General features: G+C 63.2%; 24 protein-coding genes. 16 read left to right on the top strand and 8 right to left on the bottom strand.

All coding sequences use genetic code 11. The annotated features are described in order from the left end of the window. Positions 1-20: 20 nt before the first annotated feature. Positions 21-512, bottom strand: coding sequence for a DUF2127 domain-containing protein (locus tag CXQ94_RS05315; protein WP_104087154.1), 492 nt, complete (start codon positions 510-512; stop codon positions 21-23). Positions 513-689: 177 nt separating this feature from the next. Between CXQ94_RS05315 and CXQ94_RS05310 the strand changes: the two genes are divergently transcribed. The 7 genes from CXQ94_RS05310 (at position 690) to CXQ94_RS05280 (ending at position 7,659) form a co-directional block, all read left to right on the top strand. Continuing rightward, entirely contained in the window at positions 690-2,162 is a 1,473-nt protein-coding gene (locus CXQ94_RS05310) for a fumarylacetoacetate hydrolase family protein (protein WP_104087153.1), read from the top strand. After that, complete coding sequence (locus CXQ94_RS05305) at positions 2,159-2,842, top strand: GntR family transcriptional regulator (protein ID WP_104087351.1); 684 nt, start codon at positions 2,159-2,161, stop codon at positions 2,840-2,842. Before CXQ94_RS05310 ends, CXQ94_RS05305 begins: the two co-directional genes overlap by 4 nt. Positions 2,843-2,879: 37 nt before the next feature. Further along, positions 2,880-4,385 (top strand): 5-carboxymethyl-2-hydroxymuconate semialdehyde dehydrogenase, encoded by a 1,506-nt coding sequence (gene hpaE, locus CXQ94_RS05300; RefSeq protein WP_104087152.1) that lies wholly within the window; start codon positions 2,880-2,882, stop codon positions 4,383-4,385. Positions 4,386-4,413: 28 nt separating this feature from the next. After that, the gene (gene hpaD, locus CXQ94_RS05295) at positions 4,414-5,487 is read left to right on the top strand and encodes a 3,4-dihydroxyphenylacetate 2,3-dioxygenase (protein ID WP_104087151.1); all 1,074 of its coding nucleotides are present in this window, start codon (positions 4,414-4,416) and stop codon (positions 5,485-5,487) included. Between the two features lie 64 nt (positions 5,488-5,551). Then, a complete protein-coding gene (hpaH, locus tag CXQ94_RS05290; protein ID WP_104087150.1) occupies positions 5,552-6,337 on the top strand; it encodes a 2-oxo-hept-4-ene-1,7-dioate hydratase in 786 nt (261 codons plus the stop codon). Next, complete coding sequence (locus tag CXQ94_RS05285) at positions 6,322-7,152, top strand: HpcH/HpaI aldolase/citrate lyase family protein (RefSeq protein WP_181034083.1); 831 nt, start codon at positions 6,322-6,324, stop codon at positions 7,150-7,152. The genes hpaH and CXQ94_RS05285 overlap by 16 nt, the downstream gene beginning before the upstream one ends. A gap of 57 nt (positions 7,153-7,209) precedes the next feature. Further along, positions 7,210-7,659, top strand: a complete 450-nt coding sequence (locus CXQ94_RS05280; RefSeq protein WP_104087149.1) for an iron chaperone — start codon at positions 7,210-7,212, stop codon at positions 7,657-7,659. A 46-nt stretch (positions 7,660-7,705) separates the two neighbouring features. Here CXQ94_RS05280 and CXQ94_RS05275 read toward each other — a convergent pair whose 3' ends face one another. Then, positions 7,706-8,215 (bottom strand): hypothetical protein, encoded by a 510-nt coding sequence (locus CXQ94_RS05275; protein ID WP_104087148.1) that lies wholly within the window; start codon positions 8,213-8,215, stop codon positions 7,706-7,708. Between the two features lie 117 nt (positions 8,216-8,332). Here CXQ94_RS05275 and CXQ94_RS05270 point away from each other — a divergent pair, with 117 nt between their 5' ends. Together CXQ94_RS05270 and CXQ94_RS05265 are read left to right on the top strand one after the other, a co-directional pair. Further along, positions 8,333-8,776, top strand: coding sequence for a VOC family protein (locus tag CXQ94_RS05270; protein ID WP_104087147.1), 444 nt, complete (start codon positions 8,333-8,335; stop codon positions 8,774-8,776). A 60-nt stretch (positions 8,777-8,836) separates the two neighbouring features. After that, positions 8,837-9,784, top strand: a complete 948-nt coding sequence (locus CXQ94_RS05265; RefSeq protein ID WP_104087349.1) for a phosphotransferase family protein — start codon at positions 8,837-8,839, stop codon at positions 9,782-9,784. A gap of 37 nt (positions 9,785-9,821) precedes the next feature. Here the strand turns inward: CXQ94_RS05265 and CXQ94_RS05260 are convergent, their stop codons facing one another. The 3 genes from CXQ94_RS05260 to CXQ94_RS05250 are packed head-to-tail and all read right to left on the bottom strand — an operon-like array spanning position 9,822 to position 12,463. Beyond that, a complete protein-coding gene (locus CXQ94_RS05260; RefSeq protein ID WP_104087146.1) occupies positions 9,822-10,109 on the bottom strand; it encodes a hypothetical protein in 288 nt (95 codons plus the stop codon). A gap of 57 nt (positions 10,110-10,166) precedes the next feature. After that, positions 10,167-10,526 (bottom strand): hypothetical protein, encoded by a 360-nt coding sequence (locus tag CXQ94_RS05255; RefSeq protein ID WP_146070234.1) that lies wholly within the window; start codon positions 10,524-10,526, stop codon positions 10,167-10,169. A 50-nt stretch (positions 10,527-10,576) separates the two neighbouring features. Next, entirely contained in the window at positions 10,577-12,463 is a 1,887-nt protein-coding gene (locus CXQ94_RS05250; RefSeq protein ID WP_104087144.1) for an FAD-binding monooxygenase, read from the bottom strand. A 227-nt stretch (positions 12,464-12,690) separates the two neighbouring features. Here CXQ94_RS05250 and CXQ94_RS05245 point away from each other — a divergent pair, with 227 nt between their 5' ends. The 3 genes from CXQ94_RS05245 to CXQ94_RS05235 all read left to right on the top strand — a co-directional run bounded on the left by CXQ94_RS05245 (position 12,691) and on the right by CXQ94_RS05235 (position 17,007). Beyond that, complete coding sequence (locus CXQ94_RS05245; RefSeq protein WP_104087143.1) at positions 12,691-14,463, top strand: plasmid pRiA4b ORF-3 family protein; 1,773 nt, start codon at positions 12,691-12,693, stop codon at positions 14,461-14,463. A gap of 180 nt (positions 14,464-14,643) precedes the next feature. Beyond that, complete coding sequence (locus tag CXQ94_RS05240) at positions 14,644-16,053, top strand: NAD-dependent succinate-semialdehyde dehydrogenase (protein ID WP_104087142.1); 1,410 nt, start codon at positions 14,644-14,646, stop codon at positions 16,051-16,053. Positions 16,054-16,191: 138 nt separating this feature from the next. After that, complete coding sequence (locus CXQ94_RS05235; protein WP_104087141.1) at positions 16,192-17,007, top strand: hypothetical protein; 816 nt, start codon at positions 16,192-16,194, stop codon at positions 17,005-17,007. Positions 17,008-17,053: 46 nt separating this feature from the next. Here CXQ94_RS05235 and CXQ94_RS05230 read toward each other — a convergent pair whose 3' ends face one another. From CXQ94_RS05230 to CXQ94_RS05220, 3 genes are all read right to left on the bottom strand, one after another. Continuing rightward, positions 17,054-17,572, bottom strand: a complete 519-nt coding sequence (locus CXQ94_RS05230) for a GIY-YIG nuclease family protein (RefSeq protein WP_104087140.1) — start codon at positions 17,570-17,572, stop codon at positions 17,054-17,056. A gap of 256 nt (positions 17,573-17,828) precedes the next feature. Continuing rightward, positions 17,829-18,653: a hypothetical protein gene (locus CXQ94_RS05225; protein ID WP_104087139.1), complete on the bottom strand. Its 825-nt coding sequence runs from the start codon at positions 18,651-18,653 to the stop codon at positions 17,829-17,831. Between the two features lie 118 nt (positions 18,654-18,771). Beyond that, on the bottom strand, positions 18,772-20,259 hold the full coding sequence (locus tag CXQ94_RS05220) for a helix-turn-helix transcriptional regulator (RefSeq protein WP_258066741.1): 1,488 nt from the start codon (positions 20,257-20,259) through the stop codon (positions 18,772-18,774). A gap of 123 nt (positions 20,260-20,382) precedes the next feature. Between CXQ94_RS05220 and aceA the strand changes: the two genes are divergently transcribed. The 4 genes from aceA (at position 20,383) to CXQ94_RS05200 (ending at position 25,545) form a co-directional block, all read left to right on the top strand. Next, entirely contained in the window at positions 20,383-21,705 is a 1,323-nt protein-coding gene (gene aceA / locus CXQ94_RS05215) for an isocitrate lyase (RefSeq protein ID WP_104087137.1), read from the top strand. 43 nt (positions 21,706-21,748) lie between these two features. Next, a complete protein-coding gene (aceB, locus tag CXQ94_RS05210; protein ID WP_104087348.1) occupies positions 21,749-23,404 on the top strand; it encodes a malate synthase A in 1,656 nt (551 codons plus the stop codon). A 195-nt stretch (positions 23,405-23,599) separates the two neighbouring features. Continuing rightward, the gene (locus tag CXQ94_RS05205) at positions 23,600-24,304 is read left to right on the top strand and encodes a DsbA family oxidoreductase (RefSeq protein ID WP_104087136.1); all 705 of its coding nucleotides are present in this window, start codon (positions 23,600-23,602) and stop codon (positions 24,302-24,304) included. Between the two features lie 146 nt (positions 24,305-24,450). Further along, on the top strand, positions 24,451-25,545 hold the full coding sequence (locus CXQ94_RS05200; protein WP_258066739.1) for a S1C family serine protease: 1,095 nt from the start codon (positions 24,451-24,453) through the stop codon (positions 25,543-25,545). Positions 25,546-25,568 lie beyond the last annotated feature (23 nt).

Genomic DNA, 25,568 nt, shown 5'->3' with positions numbered 1-25,568 from the left:
GGTTCCGCCCGCCACGATTCTCACGCCAGTTCCGCCCCTCGCTGGCGGTGCCGCCGGTACTCATGCCAGGTCAGGACCACCACCAAAACGTCGAACAGCGTCAACGCCACAAGCCCCCAAGACGGTGTCTGTGTCAGTTGAAAGAGTTGATACAGGATGAAGATACCCAGGACGGCGATCATCCACGGGTAGGCCCACAGCTTGTCCATCAGCAGCGCCGTCACCAGCACCACCTTCACAATCCCGTGCGCCAAAAGATAGAACGCGCTAAAAAGCACCACATGCCCCGTGAGCCCGGAGGCGCCGTGCAGGATGTGGTTGGCAATGAAATCGTCGGGATCCTCGGTGAGCTCGGGTTGGGTAATCAAGATGGCGATCTCATTGATCTTGGCGGGCGAGACAACTAGCAGGAGCGCGCCTCCCACCAGTTCAAGGACCCCGTCAAGGCCTTTGAAAATGATGCCGATGGCGAAGAGCTTGTCCCACCAGTCGGTGAATCGCAACCTGCCCATCCCACCTTCTTACCCGTTTACTGTTTGGAGCGTAGCACCGCATCCTTGGCGGTGCCCCGGCGCCCACACGAGGGTCTTGACGTGACGGAGGTTACAGGACATCCTGAATCGTATACGATTCACGTACTCGATCATCCGGGCAACTTGACTGCCCGCGCCTGAGCCCGGGAGTGTTTTATGGAACAAGTCACCGCCGGCACGTTTAAGCAGGCCGGGAAGGTTATCGCCGTTCATGTGGCATATCAGTCACGCGCCAGCCAGCGCGGACGCACGCCAGCCAAACCGTCGTATTTTTTGAAGGCTTCGTCATCGTTGAGCCTGAGTGGCGCGGACATTGAGCGCCCGGCCGGCTGCGAACTGCTCGCCTATGAGGGCGAGATTGCACTGGTCATCGGCACTGCGGCCCGGCACGTCACCCTTGAGGACGCCTGGGCCCACGTGGGACAGGTGACCGCCAGCAACGATTTTGGCGTCTACGACCTCAAATACGCGGACAAGGGCTCCAACGTCCGCTCCAAGTCCGGCGACGGATTCACCCCCTTTGGCCCGGCCCTCATCCCCGCCGAGGGCCTGGACCCGGCAAGCCTGCGGGTTCGGACCTGGGTCAACGGCACGCTGGTCCAGGAGGACACCACGGCCGGGATGATCTTCCCGTTCAGCCAAATCATTGCCGACCTCTCTCAGCTCATGACCTTGGAACCGGGCGATGTGATCCTGACCGGCACCCCGGCCGGTTCCTCAGTGGCCGTCCCGGGCGACGTCGTCGAGGTTGAAGTGGACGCCCCGGAAGCCGGACTGTCCACCGGCCGGCTGCGCACCGCAGTCCTGCAGGGCACCACGGAGCTGGCCGACTTTGGCAACGTTCCCAAGACCACCGACTCCGACAGGGTGGACGCCTTCGGATCCGCTGCCGCCGCCGGGCTGGCAACCACGGGCCTCAGCCCCGAACTCAAGCGCAAACTGACAAGCATTGGCACTGCCACGCTGAGCGCCCAGTTGCGCCAGCGGGGGCTGAACAATGTCAGCATCGATGGATTGAAATCCACCCGCCCCGAATTAAGAATTGCCGGCACCGCCCGCACCCTGCGCTACGTACCCAACCGCGAGGACTTGTTCAAGACGCACGGCGGCGGCTACAACGCACAGAAGCGCATCATCGACACCCTCAACGACGGCGACGTCCTGGTCATAGAGGCGCGCGGCGAGCCCGGCACCGGGACGGTGGGTGACATCCTTGCACTGCGCGCACAGGTCAACGGAGCCGTGGCGATCGTGACCGACGGCGGCGTCCGTGATGTTGCTGCCGTGGCGGCACTGGACATGCCCACCTTCTTCACGGGCGCGCATCCGGCCGTGCTGGGGCGCAAACACATTCCCTGGGACACGGACCTGACCATTTCCTGCGGCGGTGCCACCGTCCAGCCCGGCGACATCATTGTCGGTGACGCCGACGGGGTGCTGGTGATTCCGCCGTCGTTGGCGGAAGAAGTAGCCGACGCCGCGATCGCCCAGGAGCATGAGGAAACGTTCATCGCCGAGATGGTCGCGGCTGGTCACAGCGTTCAGGGCCTGTACCCCATGAATGCGGCCTGGCAGAAACGGTTCACCGAATGGGTCACCACCCACCCGAACCCGGCGGCGCAGCCATGAGCAATGAAACCGGCAGCAAGTCCGGGCGCGCCTACCTCGCCATCAGGGACAGGATCCTGGACGGCGAGTACTCCCCCAGCTACCGGCTGGTGCTGGCCAAATTGGCCGAAGACCTCGGCTTCAGCGTGGTCCCGGTCAGGGAAGCCATCCGGCGGTTGGAGGCCGAAGGTTTCGTGACATTTGAGCACAATGTGGGCGCCACGGTGTCCGGAATCGAACCCACGGAGTACCTGTTCACCATGCAGACCCTTGCCCTCGTGGAGGGGGCTGCCACGGCATTGTCCGCACCTCTCATCACCGCCGCGGATCTGGCCCGGGCCCGCGCCATCAATGCCAGTATGCGGGCGTGTCTGGAGAACTTCGACCCCCTCCGGTTCACGGCCCTGAACCTGGAATTCCACAGCGTTCTCTTTGAAAACTGTCCCAACCCGCACATCCTGGACCTGGTCCACCGCGGCTGGAACCGGCTCAAGGCGCTGCGCTCCTCCACCTTCAGCTACGTTCCGGGCCGGGCCAGCGAATCCGTGGCCGAACATGAGGAGCTGCTGAGGCTGTTTGAAAACGGTGCCACCACCGAGGACATAGAACGCGCCGCCCGCGCCCACCGCACCGCCACACTTGACGCCTACTTGGCCCACAGCCGCCACAACGCACCGGCCACCGCCACCCAACACCCTTGAGATTCCCCTGAACGAACCGATGCAAAGGAAGAAATCCATGACTGCGCATTACCTTCCCGAAAACCTACCCACCCATATCCAGCACTACATCGACGGCACATTCGTGGACTCACTCGGCGGGGATACTTTTGACGTTCTGGACCCGGTGTCCAACACCAACTACGCCACGGCGGCGGCTGGTCAAAAAGCGGACATCGACCTCGCAGTGGCCGCCGCGAGCAGGGCCTTCACGAACGGACCGTGGCCTCGGATGAAGCCGCGGGAACGCGCCCGGGTACTGAACAAGATCGCCGACGCTGTGGAGGCTCAGGAGTCACGGCTGGCCGAACTGGAAACCTTTGACACCGGCCTGCCCATCACCCAGGCGCACGGCCAGGCGCAGCGGGCGGCGGAGAACTTCAGATTCTTCGCGGACCTGATTGTGGCCCAGTTCGACGACGCCATGAAAGTCCCCGGAGCCCAGATCAACTACGTCAACCGCAAGCCGATCGGCGTCGCCGGGCTCATCACGCCCTGGAACACCCCGTTCATGCTCGAGTCATGGAAGCTGGCCCCCGCGCTGGCGTCCGGCTGCACCGTGGTGCTCAAACCGGCCGAGTTCACTCCCCTCTCCGCCTCGCTCTGGGCCACCATCTTCGAGGAAGCCGGCCTGCCACAGGGCGTTTTCAACCTGGTCAACGGCCTGGGCGAAGACGCCGGTGACGCACTGGTCAAGCACCCGGACGTGCCGCTGATCTCCTTTACCGGGGAAACCACTACCGGCCAGACCATCTTCGCCAATGCCGCCCCGAAGCTGAAGGGACTGTCCATGGAGCTGGGCGGCAAGAGTCCGTGCGTGGTGTTTGCCGATGCCGACATCGACGCCGCAATCGACTCCGCCCTGTTCGGGGTTTTTTCGCTCAACGGCGAGCGCTGCACCGCTGGCTCCCGCATCCTGGTTGAACGGTCCATCTACGACGAATTCTGCGAAAAGTACGCCGCCCGGGCCAAGAACATTGTGGTGGGTGACCCCCATGATCCCAAGACCGAGGTGGGCGCGCTGGTGCACCCGGAACACTACGCGAAGGTGATGGGCTACGTGGAGATCGGCAAGTCCGAGGGGCGGCTGCTGGCTGGGGGTGGACGCCCGGCGGGGCTGGATACCGGCAACTATGTCTCCCCCACGGTCTTCGCCGACGTAAAGCCGGAGGCCCGGATTTTCCAGGAGGAGATCTTCGGCCCCGTCGTGGCGATCACCCCGTTTGAGAACGACGACGAGGCGCTGGCCTTGGCCAACGGCGTCAAGTACGGCCTGGCGGCCTACATCTGGACGCAAAACCTGACCCGCGCGCACAACTTCGCCCAGAGCGTCGAGGCCGGCATGGTGTGGCTGAATTCCCACAACGTCCGGGACCTGCGCACCCCGTTCGGCGGCGTCAAATCCTCCGGACTGGGCCACGAGGGCGGTTTCCGCTCCATCGACTTCTACACCGACCAGCAGGCCGTGCACATCACCCTGGGCGCGGTGCACACCCCCAAATTCGGCGCATCCGCCACCCACTGACAACCCTTGCTCAACGAGGAGTAGCGCCATGACCGACTTCATCCCCACCCCTTCCCTACCGGCCCCGGACATCGTGCGCTGCGCCTACATGGAACTGGTGGTCACCGACCTGGCCAGGTCCCGCGCCTTCTACGTGGACGTGCTGGGCCTCCATGTGACGGAGGAGGACGCGAACACCATCTACCTGCGCTCCCTGGAGGAGTTCATCCACCACAATTTGGTGCTGCGCCAGGGGCCCGTGGCCGCCGTCGCCGCGGCCGCCTTCCGGGTGAAGTCACCCGCGGAGGTGGACGCCGCCGAGGCCTACTACCAGGAACTGGGCTGCCGCACCGAGCGCCGCAGGAACGGCTTCGTCAAGGGGATCGGCGACGCCGTCCGGGTCGAGGACCCGCTGGGCTTCCCCTACGAGTTCTTCTACGAAACCACACACGTGGAGCGGCTCACCCAGCGCTACGACCTCTACAACGCCGGCGAGCTGGTTCGGCTGGACCACTTCAACCAGGTCACCCCGGATGTCCCCCGCGGCCGCAAGTACCTGGAGGACTTGGGCTTCCGGGTCTCCGAGGACATCCAGGACTCCGACGGCGTCACGTACGCCGCCTGGATGCACCGCAAGCAGACTGTCCACGACACCGCCCTGACCGGCGGCGACGGCCCCCGCATGCACCACATCGCATTCGCCACGCACGAGAAACACAACATCATCCAGATCTGCGACAAAATGGGCGCCCTGCGGATCTCGGACCGCATTGAGCGCGGCCCGGGGCGGCACGGTGTCTCCAACGCCTTCTACCTGTACATCCTTGACCCGGATGACCATCGCGTGGAAATCTACACACAGGATTACTACACCGGAGACCCGGACAACCCCGTCATCACTTGGGACGTCCACGACAACCAACGCCGCGACTGGTGGGGCAACCCTGTGGTCCCGTCCTGGTACACCGAGGCCTCCCTGGTCCTGGACCTGAACGGCAATCCGCAGCCGGTCATCAAGCGCATCGAGGCCTCCGAAATGACCGTCACCGTGGGAGCCGACGGCTTCTCCTACACCCGCGAACCCGGCGAAGAACGCGGCTTCAAAATGGGCCAGCAACTTTAGCGAGGGACCCGCGGCGAGCTTGCGAGCCGTGGGAGCTAAAGTTGCGCAACTTTAAGGACACGCCATGCTTGAAGACGACACCATTGCCCGCATTGCCGACGAACTTGTGGAGGCCGGCAAGAGCCGGGTGCCGATGCCCCGGCTGACTGCGCGCTATCCGGAGATGACGGTGGCGGATTCCTACCGGGTTCAGCGCCTGTGGCGGGAGCGAGGGGAAGCTGCCGGAAGGGTGTTAGGTGGCCACAAGATCGGACTGACGTCCAAGGCCATGCAATCCGCCACGGGCATCACAGAGCCGGACTACGGGATCATCTTCAAGGATGCGATCCTGGAAAACGGTTGCACGGTGCAATGGAATCAGTTCTCCCACCCGCGCATCGAGGTGGAGTTGGCGTTCCTACTCAAGGAGGACGTCACCGGCCCGGATGCCACCATCTTCGATGTTCTGCGTGCCACCGAATACGTCACCCCGGCCCTGGAAATCCTTGACTCGCGGATCGAGATGAAGGGCCGCACCATTGTGGACACCATCGCCGACAACGCCGCCTTGGGGGCCATGGTGGTGGGTGGAACCCCGGTGCGGCCCAACGACGTCGACCTGCGCTGGGTGGCTGCCATCCTGTACAAGAACCAGGTGGTCGAGGAGACCGGGGTCGCCGCCGGGGTACTGAACCACCCGGCGTCGGGCGTGGCCTGGCTGGCCAACAAGATCGCCCCCCACGGGGACGTGCTCAAGGCCGGGGAGATCATCCTGGCAGGCTCCTTCACCCGGCCGTTGTGGGTTCACCCGGGCGATACAGTTTTTGCCGACTACGGAAAGCTGGGCACCATCACATGCCGATTCGAATAGGTCCGGACCCGTCCTTCAGGGAGGCCCTGGCGGCCGCGAACCGCCCCCTGGCCGGCATGTGGGTGTGTTCGGCCAGCCCACTCGTGGCCGAGATCTGCGCCGGCGCAGGCCTGGACTGGTTGCTGATCGACGCCGAGCACAGCCCCAACGGGCTCGAAAGTATCCTTGCGCAGCTGCAGGCCATGCGCGGCTACCCAGTTACCGCCGTCGTCCGCCCGCCCGTGAACGACGCCGTGCTGATCAAGCAGTACCTGGATCTGGGCGTGCAGTCGCTGCTGATCCCCATGGTTCACACGGCCGAGGACGCCGCTGCCGCGGTTTCCGCTGCCCACTACCCGCCGCTGGGCGTCCGTGGCGTGGGCTCGGCCCTGGCACGGTCGGCCCGCTGGAACCGCATCCCCGATTATTTGCAGCGCGCCTCGGAAACCATCACGGTCATGGTCCAGATCGAATCGAGCCAGGCAGTGGAGAACTTGGCTGGCATTCTCGCCGTCGACGGCGTCGACGCCGTATTTGTGGGGCCCTCAGACTTGGCCGCCTCCATGGGGCTACTGGGCCAGCAGGACCACCCCGAGGTGGTCGCCGCCGTCGAACAGTGCATCAAGGCTGCCAAGTTGGCTGGCAAGCCAGTGGGCGTCAACGCCTTTGCCGAAGCCACGGCCGCGCGATACCTGAATGCCGGGGCGGACTTCATCCTGGTCGGTGCGGATGTGACTCTTTTAGCCCGGGGCAGCGAAGCTCTGGCAGCGCGGTACATTCCAGAGGCCAGCGTTCCGAGCAGGAATGAAGAAGCCTCAAAACGCGGGCGGGCATAGCCTGTTCACAGAAGGCGGCGGCAGACTGCTCCGCGGAACCCAAAAGGATAGCGAAAAATGACCTCAAATAATGCCACATCCACATCCACCGGGTTCTCGGCAGCCGAGCATGCTGCCATGAAAACGCGCGCAGCGGAGCTACGTGCAGAGGGCAAACAGGGCGCCAAAAAGGCTGACGGTCTGCAGGCCGTCCTGGAAGCCATCGCCAAGATGGACCCGGAAGACCGCTTGATCGCAGAGCGCGTGCACGTTGTGGTGACGAAGACTGCCCCTGAGTTGTTGCCGAAAACCTGGTACGGGATGCCGGCCTACGCGAATGCGGACGGCAAGGTTGTTTTCTGTTTCAAGAATTCGGGCAAGTTCAACACCCGCTACTCAACAATCGAGTTCCAGGATGCTGCCAACCTCGACGACGGCGAGATCTGGCCCGTGTCTTTCGCCCTCCAATCCTGGAGTCCGGCCATCGAAAAGAAAGTCACCGAGGTAGTGATGTCCGCCGTCGCCTGACAAAGACTGACCACCGCGAGCCTTGAAGTGTCCGCAGGAGCAGAAATCAGTTCATTTGGAGGGCCAGGCAATGCTCGACGATCGGCCACCAGTGTCGCTCCGAAAGTTCGGCCCGGCCCCGAACGGACCCGAACCACTCGCCGTCGAGCATCGGTTGAGCAGCCTCGGTGATCAGAAAAACCGGGGCGTGGGCCCAAGGAGACGGGTAGGTGTAGCTGGTGTCCGGCGTCGGGACCACATTCCGGATGAACCCAACGCAACGGGTGGCGATGTCAGTTCGTGAGAAAACGTCCAGCATGAGCCGCCGGGTGCCGTCTTCCAGGGTCTGTGTGGACTGCTGGAGCGCCAAATAGCGTGTGGGGAGATTCGGGCCCCGAGGCGTTGGCACACAGAAGAATTCCAAGACACCGCTTGAATTCCGTCTCAGGAGCAGTAACCTTGTGACGATCGCCGGGTCCGGGGCATCGCAGTCATCCCCGACCCAAACTTCTGCCGAACTACCCGGCGGCAACCACGGGGCATCAAGGACACGTGAAAGTTGGCGCTCATCGCTCATTCGTCAATGCTACGAGCATCAACCCCACCCCAAGGCCTGCGGCGCTCTCACGGCGCGATCCTCCGCTTGCATTCTTTGGGGTGGACCGCATCGACGATCTCCGGAAGGATTGGCACCATGTCACCGATACGACGTTTTGACCACGTGGGGATCACTGTTGCGGATCTTCCCGCGGTGACCGAATTCTTCGTTGGGCTGGGTCTGGAAGTTCAGGGCGGGCCGTCTTTCGTGGAGGGCGAATTCTTGGACACGGTCATCGGAATACCCGATTCCCGCACCGAGATCGTCATGTTGCGCCCGCCCGACGGCGGCACTTGCCTGGAGCTTTCAAGTTTCCTCCGGCCCCGGCATCAGCCCGGATTACCGGCCGCAATGGCCACCGAGCTGGGATTGCGCAACGTGGCCTTCGAGGTTGACGACCTCCAGGGAACCGTCAACAGGCTTGCTGCGGACGGCTACGGGCTGGTCGGCGGCATCGGCGAGTACGAGCAGTCCTGGCGTATGGCTTATGTGCGCGGCCCGGAAGGGATCATCGTGTCCCTGGCCGAACGCATCGCCTAGCCCTCCGCGCCCACGGGGAGCGGTCGGAACCAGCAATCGCTTGCAGCAATAATGGGACTCATGGAAACTCAATGGAGCACCCGCATCAGGTGGGCCGACTTGCCCGAGCACGTGAAGGTCGGAATCGAGTCGATCCTGGGGGATCCGGTTGTCGAAGCCGTAGGCCAGCACGGCGGGTTTTCCCCTGGAACCGCCGATCGGGTGCGCACCATCACGGGACGCCGGGCCTTCGTCAAGGCGGTCAACCCGGCCCTGAATAGCACCACTCCCGGCATTCACCGCAAAGAGGCCGCCATTACGGCCGTGCTGCCGCCGTCGCTGCCTGCGCCGTCGTTGATCGGAAAGTTCGACGACGGCGAGTGGATAGCGCTCGTTCTCACCGATGTGGAGGGCACCCATCCCCAGGTTCCCTGGCACATGTCAGAGTTGGCACTTGTGCTGGATGCCCTTCTGGGGCTTGCCCGGACACCGATCCCTGGAGAACTGGAAAAGCTGCCACGCCTGGAGGAGGAATTGGCCAAGGATTTCAAGGGGTGGGCCCGCATCCGGGAGGACCACACGGAATCCTGCGACCCGTGGATCCTTGAGAATCTCGACTGTTTAGAACGCCTCGCCGAATTTGGGCTGCAGAACTCGGGAGGGTCTTCCTTGGTCCACACCGACGTCCGTGCCGACAACATTTTGATCACCCGTGAGAACGGTGCCATCCTCGTGGATTGGCCCTGGGCGTGTATCGGTTCCGCATGGTTCGATGCGCTCACGGTGCTGGTCAACGTCCGCGTTTTTGATCCCATGTTCGACGTGGAGGCAGTGCTGGGGACCCATCCCGTCTTTTCAAAGGCCGAAGCGAGCATCGTTGACGGCTATTTGTCGGGGTTGGGCGCATACTTCATTGATGCCGCCCGCCAGCCGGCGCCGCAGGGTCTGCCGACCGTCCGGGCCTTTCAACAACGCCAGGGTGACGCCGTGGTGGGCTGGCTTCGGCAGCGCCTGGCCGCCCGCGATTGATTAGGGATGGTTCCCCTCGATTTGAGCCAAAGCCAGCTCAGAGAGGTTGGCCGTAGGGGTAGTCCACCCACAGCCCTATGCCTTCTTCGGGGCATTCCCTCTCGGCACCTGCACGCACACACCAGGCGTCTGCGGGGTAGCGCCATCCCTGAAGGACCTGGTCAATCTTGACCCCGAACTCCTCCCTGCCGTCGCGGAACCGCGCATCCCACTGAATGTGCCGGTATCGGGTCTTGGGCCAACGGGTCCGGCGCTCCCATGAGGCACTGGCTCGAACGGCGACCGGCATCTCCGCGTTGGGGTCATTTTTTTGCTTCGGACTCATGCGAGGCTCCTCGTTGAGGTGGATGGCAGGAGTATCCAATTTTGTCACGCCGATCGACTACCGGTACCAGGATTTTCTGCCCAGCAATATGTCATCGAGAAGCCTGCGCACCGAGCCCAACCTGAAAATATGGTGCACCTGATCGAGGGCACGCCGGAAAGCAGCATCCGTATCCGGCTCCGGAGAATACAGATCGTTCACACTTCCCATGCCGCCGCGCAGCATACGCCCGACCAGCAGGTAGATTTCCCGCCGGTCCCCCTGCAGGGCAGAATGCTCCAGGTCTCTCGCCACATCACCGAAGCCCTTGGCCCAATAGTCCGCCGGTGAACCGCCTAAAGCGCTTAAAGAAGAGACCAGCTCGTCAAGGGCGTGCACCGCCGCCTTTTGGTTACTTGATTGCCATCGCTGTCCCATCCCGCCACACTATGCGACGACGGTCAAGAATCAGAATGTCCTGCACTTCCCTACCTGACAGCCGCGATGGGTGCAAAGAATGCGGCCAGTTCGTCGGTCGCGGTGAGAGGCACCACGGCGGCCACGTACTGGTCTGGACGGACCACCACCACCACGCCGTCGCGGCTCAGCCCGCGCACATCGAAAATGTCGTTGCCGTCAACAACCCCGTAGACCAATTCATAGTCAACAAGCCCGAACGGCCCAACGAACGGTTTGAACGCCGCGGGCACGGCATTGATGTCAATATCCTCATGTTTTTGCTGGTAGACGACCTTGACGTCAAACCAGGCGTCGGCGTCGAGCCCGTGCGGGGTGGCCGCCAGGGGCGAGTCGGGCGCCATCGAAACCCACTGCGCGAAGTCGGCTACGGGCGAATCGGCACCTGCGGGGGAAGCGTCGGCGAAGACGTAAATTCGCCACCGCCCATCCGCCGTGGCATGGTGGCCCAGATGGATCGGGTTGGTGTCGCAGACTCGGGAGGCAAGCGCCGACTTGAAGCGCTTGCCGATCGGGAAGCCGGCGGCCAGGTCCTGGTGGGCGGAGCCGCCGGTGATCATCGACGGCGCGTATTCGGTCATGAATCCGGCCGGGAATTCCGCCGTGCGCACGTAGAAATCCTCAAGCTCCTCCGGGTCATCGAACTCCTCGGGCTTCTTGGCCATCATGGCGGACCAGGTCTTGTCGAAGTCGATGAGGTTCTTGGCCACCACCTGACGTTCGGCCGAATAGGTGGCGAGCAGGCTCTCCGGGCTGCGACCTTCCAGGACGTGGGCCAGCTTCCAGGCGATGTTGAAGCCGTCCTGCATGGACACGTTCATGCCCTGTCCGGCCTTGGCGCTGTGCGTGTGGCAGGCGTCTCCGGTGATGAAAACGCGCGGGGTCCGTGTCCCCACGTCCCCCTGCACGACGTCGTCGAACCTGTCAGTGAGGCGGTGCCCCACCTCGTACACGCTGTGCCAGGCAACATTGCGCACATCCAAGGTGTAGGGGTGCAGGATCTGATTGGCCTTGTAGATGATCTGCTCGATGGTGGTCTGGCGCACCGCACCGTTGTCGTCCTCTGGCACCACCCCCAGGTCCACGTACATGCGGAAAAGGTGACCCCCTTCGCGGGGGATCAGCAAAATGGATCCGCCATCGTGGGACTGGATGGCGCATTTGGTGCGAATATCGGGGAAATCGGTGACGGCAAGGATGTCCATGACACCCCAGGCATGGTTGGCCTTGTCCCCTGCCATGACGCAGCCGATCGAGTCGCGGACCTTGCTGCGGGCGCCGTCGCATCCGAGCAGGTACTTGGCGTGCACGATCCGTTCGGTGCCTGCGTCCGGGCCGGCCGTGCGCACCAGGGTGACCTTGACGGGGAAGTCCTCACCGCCGGTGACCAACAGATCCTGGAATTCCCAGCCGTAGTCCGGTGTCAGGCGCGTCGGCGAGTAGGCCGCAACCTCGGCAAAGTAGTCCAGCACCCGCGCCTGATTCACGATCAAGTGCGGGAACTCGCTGATGCCCGTGGTGTCATCAACAGCGCGTCCCCCTCGGATAATGCGGGTGGGATCCTGCGCATCCGGGCGCCAGAAGGCCATCTCGGTGATCCTGTAGGCTTCGGCGATGATGCGCTCGGCAAAGCCGAAGGCCTGGAAGGTTTCCACGCTGCGGGCCTGGATGCCGTCGGCCTGACCTATGGCTAGGCGCCCGTCCCTGCGCTCCACCATGCGGGTGGTGATGCCGGGGAATTGGGAAAGCTGGGCCGCTGCCAGCATTCCGGCGGGGCCGGATCCCACGATGAGCACGTCCACTTTGTCGGGAAGTTCCGCAGGACGGTCAATGCCGGTTCCGGCTGCCAGCTGGATGCGCGGGTCACCTGAGACGTAGCCATGATGGTGAAACTGCACGGTGAGCGCCTCCTACAATGTGGACGGCCCGGCGACCACTGCCGCCGGTTGTTCACTATCTGAACAAACTCTTCTGATAACGCACTTTCAGCATAATTGTGCGCCACCTCACAGGCAAGCAGCCGCCAGACGGCCAGCCCTCACGCGTTGCCCCGTGCAAAGCGTGGCCCTGAACCCTAGTCCGGCTACGGTTGAGAGAGACAGTCTCCATCTGCGAAGGAATATCCGTGGCCAAGAAATCCAAAACCTCTCACTTTGGCAGCCCGGCGAAGGCCGCCGCGTCAAAGTCAGTGCTCTCCTTCACCGATGTCGTGGCGGAGCGGGCACTGGAGCCCCTGATGCCCGGCTTCCGGGCGTGGGCCAGCGCAGCTGGCATCGACCCAGAACAGATCGATTGGCTTTCCGGGTTGTTGCAGGAATTCTTCAAGAACTATGCACAGAGCGTCCCGGACGTTGATGCCTGCAACCTGGAAGTCCCTCTGACCAGCAAGGTTCTTGAATCGGCGGCCGCCTTTCACCCCGAAATGCGACTTGGCGTGGCCCTTGCCCTCAACACGTACCTGGAATTCCTGTCAACAACGGGTGCATGGGCTGGCACACCCAACGACCTGGCCCAATTGCTGAAAATGACCGGCCCCGAACGGGCTGCGGCTGGCCTCAAGCTCTCGCAGTACGCGGCCCTTCCCTCGCTTACCCCGGCGGAAGAGGGGGTCGCTCGTGCGCAATTGCTCTTTGTCCGCCGGGCTGTGGCGTTGCTGGCATGGCTTGGCGAGGGTCGCAAGCTCACTGACGCGCGGCTCTTGCCCCGCAAGGACATCGCCGCAGCGGCGGCCTGCGTCGACACAAACGCTGTTGGCTCAACCACGTCCCGGCCCGATCCACTGGCCGGTCCCGACGCCGCAATACCCGTCACCTCCATGATCCAACTGCCTCGCCTGATGCAGTATTGGCAGGCATTGATAGACACCAGGTTGATCACGGTCAAGGCCAATCGGGTTACGGTGACCAGGATTGGCAAGGCCCTGCGTGAGAATCCCGCCGAAGCCGACCACGACACTGCGGTGCTGGCCTACTTCCTGTTCTACGACTCCGTCATCCCCTACGGCCCCTTTGATCCCGAAGAGTCAATCCAGGTCATGATTGCCTTGGCCTTGGCTGATGCCGCATCCAACAAGCCTGTAGAAGCGGACACCCTCTTCGGGCCAGACATCCTCGCCAGCCCCAGGGCATTCCAGGCCATCCTGGTGGGATCACGGATCCGTGAGGCCGCCGAGGAGGGTCTGGTGGAAATCGGCACCCACATCATTGTCCCGCCGGTTCTGCGCAGTCCACTGGCCTCGGCATTGAAGCTCCTCGATGACAAGATCGAGGAAATCACAGCGAAGAAGGCCACCGAAGCCAGGGCCGTGAACCGTGCACCTTCCCAGGCCTCGTACCAGCTGAAAATCCAGATCGATGACATCACTCCGCCCGTGTGGCGGCGCGTGGAAGTCCCCGCCGAGATCGCCCTGGACGAGCTTCACGGCCTCATCCAGCGCCTCTTTGCCTGGGAAGACCGCCACCTCCACGAATTCCGGATCGGCGATCACGCCACCGGGGTCCGCTACGCCCCCGATGATCCCGAGGCAGACCACTGGGGAACCCCTCCCCTGGATGAACGGGACGTGGCATTGAACTCCCTGCTGACCGCACCCTCCGCGGCTGTGCACTACCTCTATGACTTTGGTGATAGTTGGGAGCACACCATCACGCTGGAGAAGATCCTGCCGGCGGCAGCGCCCGGAATGCTGCCCCGGTGCACCGACGGCGGTGGCCATCCACCACAAGAAGACGCATTCGGGCCGCACGGCTGGATGGAAAAACTCGCCATTGCCCGCGATTCGAACCACCCGGAGCACCACAACATTCGCGCCTGGCTGGGGCTACGGAAGGGGCAAGAGATTGATCCGGAAGCCTTTGACACGAAGGCCGTCGCGAAACGCCTGAAGAGCCTGGCCTAACTACCCCGCAATACAGAATGGCAGACGGTTTTGGCCTCTGAAGGCAGCCCGGCCCTAGGATCAAGGTATGGTGCGAGGCGACGTTGTCCCACCCCCAGGTTTCTTGGCCGGTGGACAGCGCCGTTTTGCAGCTCCCGGCCCCACCCCCACGCCCTGTTTCAACGTCGAAAGGCCCCGATTGTGACCACTACCGCCAGCAATCCCACATCCTCCTCACCCGGTTACCGAGTCGTCAACCCGGCCACCGGCGTCGTTGTCGAGGAGTTCCCCACGGCCACGGACGCCGAGGTGGAACTCGCCATCACGGCCGCCGATGCGGCATTCGCGTCTTGGCGGGAGGTCCCCATCGCCGAGCGCGCCGTCATCGTGGCCCGCATTGGCGCGCTGTTCACCGAGCGCAAGGACGAGTTGGGTGCCATTATTACCGAAGAGATGGGCAAGCGCCTTGCCGAGTCGGTGGGCGAGGCAGAGTTTTGCACCGAGATTTTCGACTACTTTGCCACCGAGGGTCCGGGCCTGGCCGCCGACCAGCCCATCAAGGCGCTCGACGGTGCCAGCGCCGTGATCCAGAAGCTGCCCGTTGGACCGCTGTTGGGCATCATGCCGTGGAACTACCCGTACTACCAGGTGGCCCGCTTTGCCGCCCCGAACCTGATGCTGGGCAACACCATCATCCTCAAGCACGCCGAAAACTGCCCCCGCTCGGCACTGGCAATTGCGCAGCTCATGAACGACGCCGGCCTGCCCGCAGGTGCCTACGTCAACGTGTTCGCCAGCCATGCCCAGATCGAGACGATCATTGCCGATCCCCGCATCCAGGGGGTTTCACTGACCGGGTCCGAGCGCGCCGGTGCCGCCGTCGCCCAGACCGCCGGGAAGAACCTGAAGAAGGTGGTCCTGGAACTGGGCGGCTCGGATCCCTACATTGTTCTGGACAGCGCCGACGTTGTGGCGTCGGCGCGTGAGGCCTTTGGTACCCGCATGGACAACGCCGGGCAGGCCTGCAACTCCAACAAGCGCATGATCGTCATGGATGACATCTACGACGACTTTGTTGCAGAACTGACGGCGCAGGCCTCCCGGATCACCCCGGGCGACCCCGCCGGAGAGGAGCCCGACACCTTTGTGCCGTTGTCTTCGGCCGCTGCCGCCAGCAGCCTGTTGGCCCAGATCGACGACGCCGTGTCGAAGGGCGCCGTGCTGCACACCGGCGGCAAGCGCGTGGACGGCCCCGGCTCCTACGTGGAACCTGCCGTACTGACAGGGATCACCAAGGATATGCGCGCCTACCGTGAAGAACTGTTCGGGCCAGCCGTGGTGGTCTACAAGGTTTCCAGCGACGAGGAAGCGGTGGCCCTGGCCAACGATTCCGACTACGGTCTCGGTGCCGCCGTGTTCAGCACCGATGCGGAGCGCGCCAAGGCTGTAGCCCGCCAGCTCCAGTCGGGCATGGCCGCCGTCAATGCCGCCGCGGGCGAGGGTGCAGGCATGCCGTTTGGCGGAGTCAAGCGCTCAGGCTACGGCCGTGAACTTGGCCCGCTGGGCATGGATGAATTCGTCAACAAGCGGCTCGTCTACATCGCCGGCTAGTCCTCCTGGTCGACACCGGCACCCACGGCACCCCGCCTGCGAGCGGACTACCGTGGGTGCTGTTGTGTCGGGGCCTGCGCCAGTAACATCGGCGTCCTTCTCGGGTTCTTCCCAGCCACCCGGCGGAGAATCCACATCATGCTTGAGGAGATAACGCCGGAACGGCCAAAGCCCGCCACCGCGGGGCCCGCAACACCGTTGCTTTCAAAGGTTCCTCAGGTGACGGCGATCTTTTGGATTACCAAGGTTCTCACCACGGGGATGGGCGAAACCACCAGCGACTACCTGGCCCATGCCCTTGACCCGGCAGTCGCCGTCGGACTTGGTGCCTTAGCTTTTGCCGCCGCGTTGGCCCTGCAGTTCTCCGTTAAACGCTACATCCCCTGGGTCTACTGGCTGGCGGTGGTCATGGTCAGCATCTTTGGCACAATGGCCGCGGACGTTCTCCACGTGGGGCTCGGCATTCCCTATTTAGTCTCCACCGTCTTCTATGCCGCAGTCCTTGCCATTGTTTTCCTTCTCTGGCATCGCACGGAGGGGACCTTGTCCATCCATAGCATCACCTCCCGCCGGCGGGAATCGTTTTACTGGGCCGCCGTGCTGGCGACCTTTGCCTTGGGGACCGCGGCGGGCGATCTCACCGCAATGACCTTCAACCTGGGCTATCTGGGGTCCGGAGTCCTGTTTGCCGTGGCCATAGCGGTTCCGGCGTTCGCGTACTGGAAATTTGGGCTCAAGGCGATCCCGGCGTTTTGGGCGGCCTACGTACTCACCCGCCCCCTCGGCGCATCATTTGCGGACTGGATGGCCGTTTCGCACCAGCGCGGCGGCCTGGATTGGGGGTCCGGGCCCGTCAGTGTTGGCTGGGCGCTTGCCATCGTAGGACTCGTAGCGGTTCTGGCGATCAAACAACGCAGATCGACGGCGGTTGCCGCCAGGGCACCACGCCGTTGAGCAAGGCTGGCGGCAACTTGTCCGCGTGGCCCGCCGCCGGCGGCCCTTAGCCCTTATCGCGCAGGGCGTTGCGATGTGCGATTGCCGCCATGGAGGAGACGTGAAGCTGTTCGGGGGTTCGCCCGTCCCGGTTCAACGGCGGGAGCAGCTCTTCACGCATGGATTCTTCAAGTTCGGCCATGAGCTCCGGCTTCGGCAGCACGCAAAACGACATGCCAAGGTTGGCTACCATCCACGCGCTGAGAATTTCTTCGTCGGGATCGGTCAGCCGCGGATGCGCGGATCGCCCGTGCCATTGGGCTTGGAGACCCAGAAGGGCGGCCAGGGAACGGCGGAAAGTGGACTTTGAGGTTTGCACGGCGTGGTGCCTGGCCCGGCCGCGCAGGTTGCTCGCCTTGCCCACGTAAATCAGATCCCCGCGCTTGAGTGGGACCAGCTCAGCAGGCCAGTGAACATCCTTGGGCAGGGTTCCGGTCAAGAACACCTTGTAAAGGCCGGGGGCAAAGGGCATCGCCTGCCATGCGGCCGCCTCGGGGGCCGTAACGCTCCATTTGAGATCATCCATGCGTTGACCTTACGGCACCTTGCTCCAGCCGCCCGCCTCACGTGTCCACCGTCTCAGCGACCTGAGGCAGCCGTGCTGCGCGTGACCCGAACCGGCTTTGCCGCATGAGGGCAACTCCGACGACGGATCCCTCCCTTATGCGTACGACTCGCTTTGAGTTCAGCGCCCCTGGGCAAGATGCACCGAACTCCGGGTGGGCCGAGCGCATAAGGGAAGGATTTGGCCGCTCGCGGCGTGGATAGCCGCCCAGTGCGAACTACCCCACGGCGAGTTCTTCTTCATCTTCAAACTCGAGCAGGGCGATGACTTCTTTGGTGTCCGGGTTGATCATGAAGGCTTCCAGGTCTTCCTCGATCATGATGTAGCTGCCCTGGTCTGTGGTGAAGTGCCAGGCCAGCACCTTTTCCCCGTTGTGTTCGAAGTTCGGGTCGCCCATGGTAATTTTCACCAGCTCGTGCCCGGCGATGTCGCAGAGTTCGTCAATGATGGCTTTGAATTCGGGAGTGTTTTCGCTCTCTGCCTCGGCTTGGCGCTCGGCAAGGTCCGGGATCTGCGCAACGCGCGCTGCGATATGGGCTGCAAGCTCCGAGTCATCAAGGACCAACAGGAGTTCCTGGCGGCGGAGCCAGGCGGCGTTCAGGCCTGTGACGTCCTCGGTCTCCAGCAGTTCCTCAAATTCGCTGTCGAGTGCTTCCATGGCCGTGACACCGTCGGAGCCTTCTTCACCATCGCCTTCGAGGTAGGCCTCCGCGTCGTTGTCGGCCAGAGAGTCGTACAAGGCCGCGGTGCGGTTGAAGAGTTCCAGGTGCCCCGCGGCCCCCATGGCGGTTAGCCCTTCCCGAATGTAGCCATCGAGTTCCACCCGGTCGGGGGTCATGAAGACGTACTGGGCAAATCCGCCGTCGAGCGCTTGCGTGAGATAAAAGTCAACAAAGTAGCTGCGCAGCGCATCGGGGGCGATTTCCGCGGCGTTCAAAAGTGCCTGGTACATCCGGTTCACCACTGTGACGTTACTGCCGACGACGTCTTCGTCGCTGGCAGCCTCGGGGGTCAAAACGACGGGGATCTGGTTCGTGGTCATGATGGTTCCTCACTCTAGGAGCTTTGGCTCTGTTGCCACCTTCACGCTATGTCGCGGTGAGGGAATATGAACCCGTCACCGGGTGAACGTCAGGCAAAGATCCGTGGAACCTCCAGCCCTACCGCCCTTCGTGGGCTGCCAGGAACTTGTACACCTCTGTCTCGTCGACACCGGGAAAGGCCCCCTGCGGCATGGCGGCCAGAAGGTGTGAGTTGGCGCGGGTGGAGGGCCAGGCGTTCCCGGCCCATTGCGCCGACAAAGCTGCAGGGGGCTGGCGGCAGCAGGCCGGATCCGGGCATCTGGACTGCGAACGTTCGGTGGTGTCTCGGCCCCGGAACCACTTCACATGCGCGTACGGCACCCCGATGCTCAAGGAATACTCGCCCGAGGAATGGCGCTCGGTTCGGGCCGTGCACCAGTAGGTGCCCACGGCGGTGTCGGTGTACTGGTTGAACGCCCGGAACTTGTCCGGCACCTCAAACACGGCCCGTGAGGTCCAGAACCTGCACACCGCCTGGCCCTCAATGGCGCCGGTGTGGTCGGCAGGAAAGTTCACGCCGTCGTTCTCGTAGGCCTTGTGGAGGATCCCGGACTCGTGCACTTTTTGGAAGTGCGTGGTGATGCCCAGGTGTTCGGTGGCCAGGTTGGTAAACCGGTGCGCCGCAGTTTCATAGGAGACGGCAAAAGCGTCCCGAATGTCCTCGATGGCCAATTCCTTCGCCGCCTTGGCCTCCTTCAGGAAGTCCACGGTGGCACGCTCGGGCATCAGCAATGACGCCGCAAAATAGTTCGTGTAGACGCGCTGGCGCAAAAAGTCCGCGTAGTTGCGGGGCGTCTGATGCCCCAGGACGTAGTGGCCCAGGGCTTGTAGGAGCACCGAGCGGGGGTCATGGTCGGAGCGCTGTCCCTGGGTGAGATAAATTCGGTGATTCTTCAAATCAGTCACCGAGCGGGTGGAATGCGGCAAATCCCCCACATAGTGCAGGTCAAAACCGAGGTGTTCGGCAATGTCCGCGGCCACGTGATGAGAGAGCGGGCCGCGGTCATGACCCACCTTGGTGAGCAGTTCCTGCGCCTGAACTTCAATTTCTGGATAGTAGTTGTTGCGGGCGCGCATCTCCATGCGCAGCTCAACGTTGGCCCGGCGCGCCTCCTCGGGGGTGGCCGACTGCTCATCCAACCGGCGTTCCAGTTCATGTTGCAGGCCCACCAACGACTCCAGCACTTCCGTGGAAAGGCGTGAACTGACGCGAACTTTCGGCAGTCCCAGCGACTGGTACAGCGGGCCACGTTGGGCCCTTTCCAACTCGATTTCCAGGGCGGCCCGGCGGCTTGGCGGCTCGGCTCCGAGCAGTTGCTCAAGTCCGACGCCGAGTGCCCCGGCAAGGTGCTGGAGCAGGGTCAGTTTGGGCTCACGTTTCCCGTTTTCGATGAGGGACAACTGCGACGGCGCGGCCCCCACCTTGGCGCTCAAGTCATCAAGGGTCAGGCCCAGTTTCTTGCGCAGAAACCTTACCCGCCTCCCTAGGGCGATCATGTCCAGCTCGCCGTTGGCGCCGCTATCGGTGGACGGTGAATCACTGAGGTTCCAACCCGCATTGTTCATTTCTTGAGAATAAGGGAAGAAGTGCAGATCTTTCCACTAATTACCCCTAGTAACGCCTTGGAAAGCCCTGAATAGTTGAAATTACGAAGAAGGAACACGAGAAATCACCAAGGAGTGAGCACCATGACTGCAGCATTTGAACCCGCAAAGACGCCGGAGCAGAACAACGCGCAGGCCGCCGCCGCTCTCGAACTCGAATGGGCTGCCAATCCCCGCTGGGACGGGATCGAACGCAGCTACACGGCGAACGACGTCGTCAAGCTCCGCGGACGCGTCACCGAGGAACAAACCCTAGCCCGCCGCGGCGCCGAAAAACTCTGGGACCAACTCCGCAATGCCGGCCCCAACGACTACACCCACGCCCTTGGCGCACTGACCGGCAATCAGGCCGTGCAGCAGGTCAAGGCAGGGCTGAAGGCCATTTACCTTTCCGGCTGGCAGGTTGCCGCCGACGCTAACACCTCGGGCAACACCTACCCGGATCAGTCCCTGTACCCGGTCAACTCGGTCCCCACGGTGGTCCGGCGCATCAACAACGCACTGTTGCGGGCGGACCAGATTGAATTCTCAGAAGGCAAGCAGTCCGTTGAGGACTGGATGGTGCCGATTGTTGCCGACGCCGAGGCCGGCTTTGGCGGTCCGTTGAACGCCTACGAGCTCATGAAGTCGATGATCGCAGCTGGCGCGGCGGGAGTGCACTGGGAAGACCAGCTCGCCAGCGAAAAGAAGTGCGGGCACCTGGGCGGCAAGGTCTTGATCCCCACGGCCCAGCACGTCCGCACGCTGAACGCGGCACGGCTCGCGGCCGACGTCGCCGGCGTCCCATCCGTGATCATTGCCCGCACCGATGCCGAGGCGGCCACCTTGATCACCTCCGACGTGGACGACCGAGACAAGCCATTTGTCACCGGCGAGCGCACACCCGAAGGCTTCTACAACGTGCGCAACGGGATTGAACCGTGCATTGCCCGGGCCTTGGCCTACGCACCGCACGCCGATCTCATCTGGATGGAAACAGGCACCCCGGACCTGGCCCTGGCAAAGAAATTTGCCGACGCCGTCCACGCCGAATTCCCCGACCAGATGCTCGCTTACAACTGCTCGCCGTCGTTCAACTGGAGAAAACATTTGGACGACGCCACCATCGCCAAGTTCCAACGCGAACTCGGCGCCATGGGCTTCAAGTTCCAGTTCATCACCTTGGCTGGCTTCCATGCCCTGAACTACTCGATGTTTGACCTCGCCCACGGTTACGCCCGGGACGGGATGAGCGCCTACGTCGAACTGCAGGAGCGCGAATTTGGCGCAGAAGATCGCGGCTATACCGCAACCAAGCACCAGCGCGAAGTAGGCACAGGCTACTTCGATCTGGTCGCGAGCGCGCTGAACCCAAACAGCGGAACCCTCGCACTGGCCGGCTCCACCGAAGCCCAGCAGTTCCACTAACCCCTTATTCTTTGGAGACGCTCCCGTGAACTCAACAAACAGCTTGAACGGCATCACGTTCAACGGCATCACTTTGACCGCACAGCCCATCCACCGCCAAGAGGAAATCCTGACCCCCGAGGCCCTGGATTTCATCGCAGCTTTGAACCGCACGACGACGGCGCGACGCCAGGAATTGCTCGATGCCCGGCAAACCCGTCGCCGCCAGATCTTGAGCGGTTCCGATCCTCGTTTCCTGGCCCACACCTCCACAATCCGTGAGGATCCTCGCTGGAGGGTGGCCCCGCCGGCCCCCGGCCTGGAGGACCGCCGCGTGGAAATCACCGGGCCGGTGGATAGAAAGATGACCATCAACGCCCTGAACTCCGGCGCCAAGGTGTGGCTGGCTGACATGGAGGATTCCTCCACCCCCACCTGGGGCAATGTGATCCGCGGCCAGCTGAACCTGATCGATGCGCTGGAACGTCGCATTGACTTCATCAGCGCCGAAGGCAAGGAGTACCGCCTCGCTCCGCAGGAGGAACTGCCCACCATCGTGGTCCGCCCCCGCGGCTGGCACCTGCCGGAGAAGCACCTGCTGATCAACGGCAAGCCGATGGCCGGCGGCATCGTGGACTTTGGCCTGTTCTTCTTCCACAACGCACAGCGCCTGATCGCCCAGGGGAAGGGTCCCTACTTTTACCTGCCGAAGATTGAAAACCACTTGGAGGCACGCCTCTGGAATGACATCTTCATCCAGGCCCAGGATCTGCTCGGCATTCCCCAGGGAACCATCCGGGCAACCGTCCTGATCGAGACCATCACTGCCGCGTTTGAGATGGAGGAGATCCTGTACGAACTGCGCGATCACGCCTCGGGCCTGAACGCTGGCCGCTGGGATTACTTGTTCTCGGTGATCAAGAATTTCCGCACCCGCGGCCCGCGTTTTGTGCTCCCTGACCGGAACCAGATCACCATGACGGCTCCGTTCATGCGCGCCTACACGGAGCAATTGGTTCGGGCATGCCACCGTCGCGGTGCCATGGCGATTGGGGGCATGGCCGCATTTGTCCCCAACCGTCGCGATCCCGAAGCCAACGCGAATGCCATGGACAAGGTACGTGCCGACAAGACGCGGGAGGCAAACGACGGCTTCGACGGTTCCTGGGTTGCCCATCCGGATCTGGTCCCCGTGGCCATGGAGGTCTTCGACGAGGTCCTTGGCTGGAATCCCAACCAGATCAGCCGGACCCGCGAGGACGTGGAGCCCGACGACCGGGCTTTGCTCGACGTCGCCAGCACCACCGGCACCATCACCGAAGAAGGCATCCGCGCCAACATTTGGGTGGGCATCCAGTACATCGAGTCCTGGCTGCGCGGTCACGGCGCCGTCGCCCTGAACAACCTCATGGAGGATGCCGCCACGGCGGAAATCTCCCGGTCCCAGATCTGGCAGTGGATCCACAGCCAGGCCATCACGGATACGGGTGAGCTGATCACCTTCGACTGGGTCAAGGAGATGCTGGAGGAGGAATTTGAAAAGATGCCCCGCTTCGACGCCGACCGATTCGAGGACGCCTTGGAAATCTTCGAGGCAGTGGCCCTCGGCGAGGAGTTCCCCACCTTCCTGACACTCTCCGCGTACTCGGACTACCTGTCCGAGACCCCGGAGCCGGAGACCCCGCAAACCGTCAAGGCACGCGAGCTCGCCGCGGTGTAGTCGCACCACAAGTTTGGCTGGCTCGTACCGGATAAGTCGCCACTGCAGGCCCGATGGTCGGGTCCCGGCGGGCCAGCCTCAACCCCCGCCGAGAGGGCAGTAGTTGTTGATGTTCAAGGCGAACATCAACAACTGCTGCCCTCTCGCGTGGCGCAGGGCCGGAATAATCGCCGCACACTTCCTGTTGGGCGAAGTATGAAGATTGAGATTTGGTCCGATGTGGCCTGCCCCTGGTGCTACATTGGCAAGCGCCGTTTTGAAACCGCACTGAATGCGTTCCCGCACAAGGATTCCGTGGAGGTGCAGTGGCGCAGCTACCAGCTGGACCCCACCATCCCCGAGCACTACGACGGCACCGAGCTGAGCTACCTGAGCGATCGCAAGGGCATGGACCCGGCACAGGTTAAGGGCATGTTTGCCCATGTCACCGAGCAGGCTGCCGCAGAGGGTCTGAACTACAAGTTCGACGACGTGGTGGTCGCCAACAGTTTCAACGCGCACCAACTGCTGCACCTGGCTGCCTCGCATGGAAAGGCCGACGTCGTCAAGGAAGCCCTCCTGTCGGCCCACTTTGAGCACGGGGCCGACATCGGCAACCGTGAAGCACTGGTGCGGATTGGCACCGACGCCGGCCTGGACGCCGTCGAAATCAATGAAGCCCTGGACACCGACAAGTACGCCGATGAGGTCCGCGACGACTTCGCCGAGGCCCGCGCCATTGGCGTCACCGGCGTGCCGTTCTTTGTCATCGACCGCAAGTACGGCATCTCCGGTGCCCAGCCCGCTGCGTTGTTCACGCAGGCCCTTGAGGAAGCCTGGCAAGAGGCCAACCCGCTGACCATGGTCAGCGCCGGCGGAACCGATGCCGCGGCGTGCGGACCTGACGGCTGCGCCATCTAAAGCAGCATCTTTGCGGGCTGGTCGGTTTCCACCGGCTGGCCCGCTTTTTTGGTTAAGCGCCGATCCGGGGTGGGCGCGGCGCTGAATGCGGTGACGTAGGCTGGAATTTCTTGCAGTTCCCGCTGTTGTCACGAATGGAGCCCTCCATGCACCAACCGCCCAGCATCCCCTGGTTCAGGCGCCTGCCATTGTCCGCCGTCATCGCCAGTGCCGTTGCCCTGGCACTAGTGGCGGGGCTGGCCGGAGGCTGGATCACCTACCTTTTGACGCGCCCCGCGACCACAAGCGTTGCTGCCGGTGCAGGGGTGTGTGATTCCACGGCCGTTGCCAATCAGGTGCTGCCCGGGGTGGTCACCGTCTCCGTCAGCAATGGCGAGGCGAATGGCGTGGGAAGCGGGGTCATCGTCCGCAAGGAGGGCTACATCATGACCAACAACCACGTCATTTCCCCGGCAGCGAACGGCGGCACCATTGAGGTGTTGTTCAGCGACGGCAACAGCTCCGAGGCGGAACTTGTGGGCCGCGACCCCAAATCGGATTTGGCAGTCCTGAAGGTGAAGTCCAGCAAAGACCTGCCAATCGTTGTGCTGGGAAAGTCCGCCGACGTCCTGGTGGGCCAGCCGGTGGTTGCGCTCGGGGCACCTCTAGGGCTCTCCAGCACAGTCACCTCAGGCATTGTCAGCGCGCTGGGCCGGAACGTACCCGTTCCCAGTGACGACGACACCTCAGCCGTACTGGTTGGCGCCATCCAGACTGATGCCTCCATCAACCCCGGAAATTCCGGCGGCGCGCTGGTTGACTGCGCCGGGAAACTGATTGGCATCAACAGCGCCATCGCCACCATCCCCAATGAGGCCAACGTTTCCACCGGCAGCGTCGGCATTGGATTCTCCATCCCCGTGGACCTGGCGGCCCGGATCACCGAGCAACTCATTGACACAGGCAAGGTTGCCTACCCGTTCTTCGGCGTCAGCGCTGTCCCGCTCCCGCCCGAGGCCGCAGCACAGTTTGGGGTGTCGGACGGACTGTACTTGCAGGCCGTCGCCCCCGGCGGCCCCGCCGACAAAGCGGGCCTGAAGCCCAGCGACGTCGTAACACTGTTGGACAAGCGGCCAGCCACCAGCATCGCCGTGCTCACCGAAGTCACGCTGGCACGGAAGGCCGGCGACACCGTCCAAGTCACCTACGTCCGGGGCGGCAAGACGGCCACCACCAAGCTAACACTGGGAACCATCCCCTAAGCCGCGGCCCGGGCCCCCGCCGG

The sequence above is a fragment of the Arthrobacter sp. GMC3 genome (assembly GCF_002929305.1).
In the GTDB taxonomy this organism is placed as follows: domain Bacteria; phylum Actinomycetota; class Actinomycetes; order Actinomycetales; family Micrococcaceae; genus Specibacter.
Note: the sequence above shows the minus strand (reverse complement) of the source record. Positions and strands in the feature narration are given on the sequence as shown.

What these genes read in the sequence shown, in the direction of transcription:
- CXQ94_RS05315 (WP_104087154.1), bottom strand. Translation starts at nt 512, where the DNA reads ATGGGCAGGTTGCGATTCACCGACTGGTGGGACAAGCTCTTCGCCATC.
- CXQ94_RS05255 (WP_146070234.1), bottom strand. Translation starts at nt 10,526, where the DNA reads ATGGGACAGCGATGGCAATCAAGTAACCAAAAGGCGGCGGTGCACGCC.
- hpaE (WP_104087152.1), top strand. Translation starts at nt 2,880, where the DNA reads ATGACTGCGCATTACCTTCCCGAAAACCTACCCACCCATATCCAGCAC.
- CXQ94_RS05200 (WP_258066739.1), top strand. Translation starts at nt 24,451, where the DNA reads ATGCACCAACCGCCCAGCATCCCCTGGTTCAGGCGCCTGCCATTGTCC.
- CXQ94_RS05270 (WP_104087147.1), top strand. Translation starts at nt 8,333, where the DNA reads ATGTCACCGATACGACGTTTTGACCACGTGGGGATCACTGTTGCGGAT.
- CXQ94_RS05225 (WP_104087139.1), bottom strand. Translation starts at nt 18,653, where the DNA reads ATGACCACGAACCAGATCCCCGTCGTTTTGACCCCCGAGGCTGCCAGC.
- hpaH (WP_104087150.1), top strand. Translation starts at nt 5,552, where the DNA reads ATGCTTGAAGACGACACCATTGCCCGCATTGCCGACGAACTTGTGGAG.
- CXQ94_RS05285 (WP_181034083.1), top strand. Translation starts at nt 6,322, where the DNA reads ATGCCGATTCGAATAGGTCCGGACCCGTCCTTCAGGGAGGCCCTGGCG.
- CXQ94_RS05235 (WP_104087141.1), top strand. Translation starts at nt 16,192, where the DNA reads ATGCTTGAGGAGATAACGCCGGAACGGCCAAAGCCCGCCACCGCGGGG.
- CXQ94_RS05265 (WP_104087349.1), top strand. Translation starts at nt 8,837, where the DNA reads ATGGAAACTCAATGGAGCACCCGCATCAGGTGGGCCGACTTGCCCGAG.
- aceA (WP_104087137.1), top strand. Translation starts at nt 20,383, where the DNA reads ATGACTGCAGCATTTGAACCCGCAAAGACGCCGGAGCAGAACAACGCG.
- CXQ94_RS05305 (WP_104087351.1), top strand. Translation starts at nt 2,159, where the DNA reads ATGAGCAATGAAACCGGCAGCAAGTCCGGGCGCGCCTACCTCGCCATC.
- CXQ94_RS05205 (WP_104087136.1), top strand. Translation starts at nt 23,600, where the DNA reads ATGAAGATTGAGATTTGGTCCGATGTGGCCTGCCCCTGGTGCTACATT.
- CXQ94_RS05280 (WP_104087149.1), top strand. Translation starts at nt 7,210, where the DNA reads ATGACCTCAAATAATGCCACATCCACATCCACCGGGTTCTCGGCAGCC.
- hpaD (WP_104087151.1), top strand. Translation starts at nt 4,414, where the DNA reads ATGACCGACTTCATCCCCACCCCTTCCCTACCGGCCCCGGACATCGTG.
- CXQ94_RS05230 (WP_104087140.1), bottom strand. Translation starts at nt 17,572, where the DNA reads ATGGATGATCTCAAATGGAGCGTTACGGCCCCCGAGGCGGCCGCATGG.
- CXQ94_RS05220 (WP_258066741.1), bottom strand. Translation starts at nt 20,259, where the DNA reads ATGAACAATGCGGGTTGGAACCTCAGTGATTCACCGTCCACCGATAGC.
- CXQ94_RS05260 (WP_104087146.1), bottom strand. Translation starts at nt 10,109, where the DNA reads ATGAGTCCGAAGCAAAAAAATGACCCCAACGCGGAGATGCCGGTCGCC.
- CXQ94_RS05310 (WP_104087153.1), top strand. Translation starts at nt 690, where the DNA reads ATGGAACAAGTCACCGCCGGCACGTTTAAGCAGGCCGGGAAGGTTATC.
- CXQ94_RS05275 (WP_104087148.1), bottom strand. Translation starts at nt 8,215, where the DNA reads ATGAGCGATGAGCGCCAACTTTCACGTGTCCTTGATGCCCCGTGGTTG.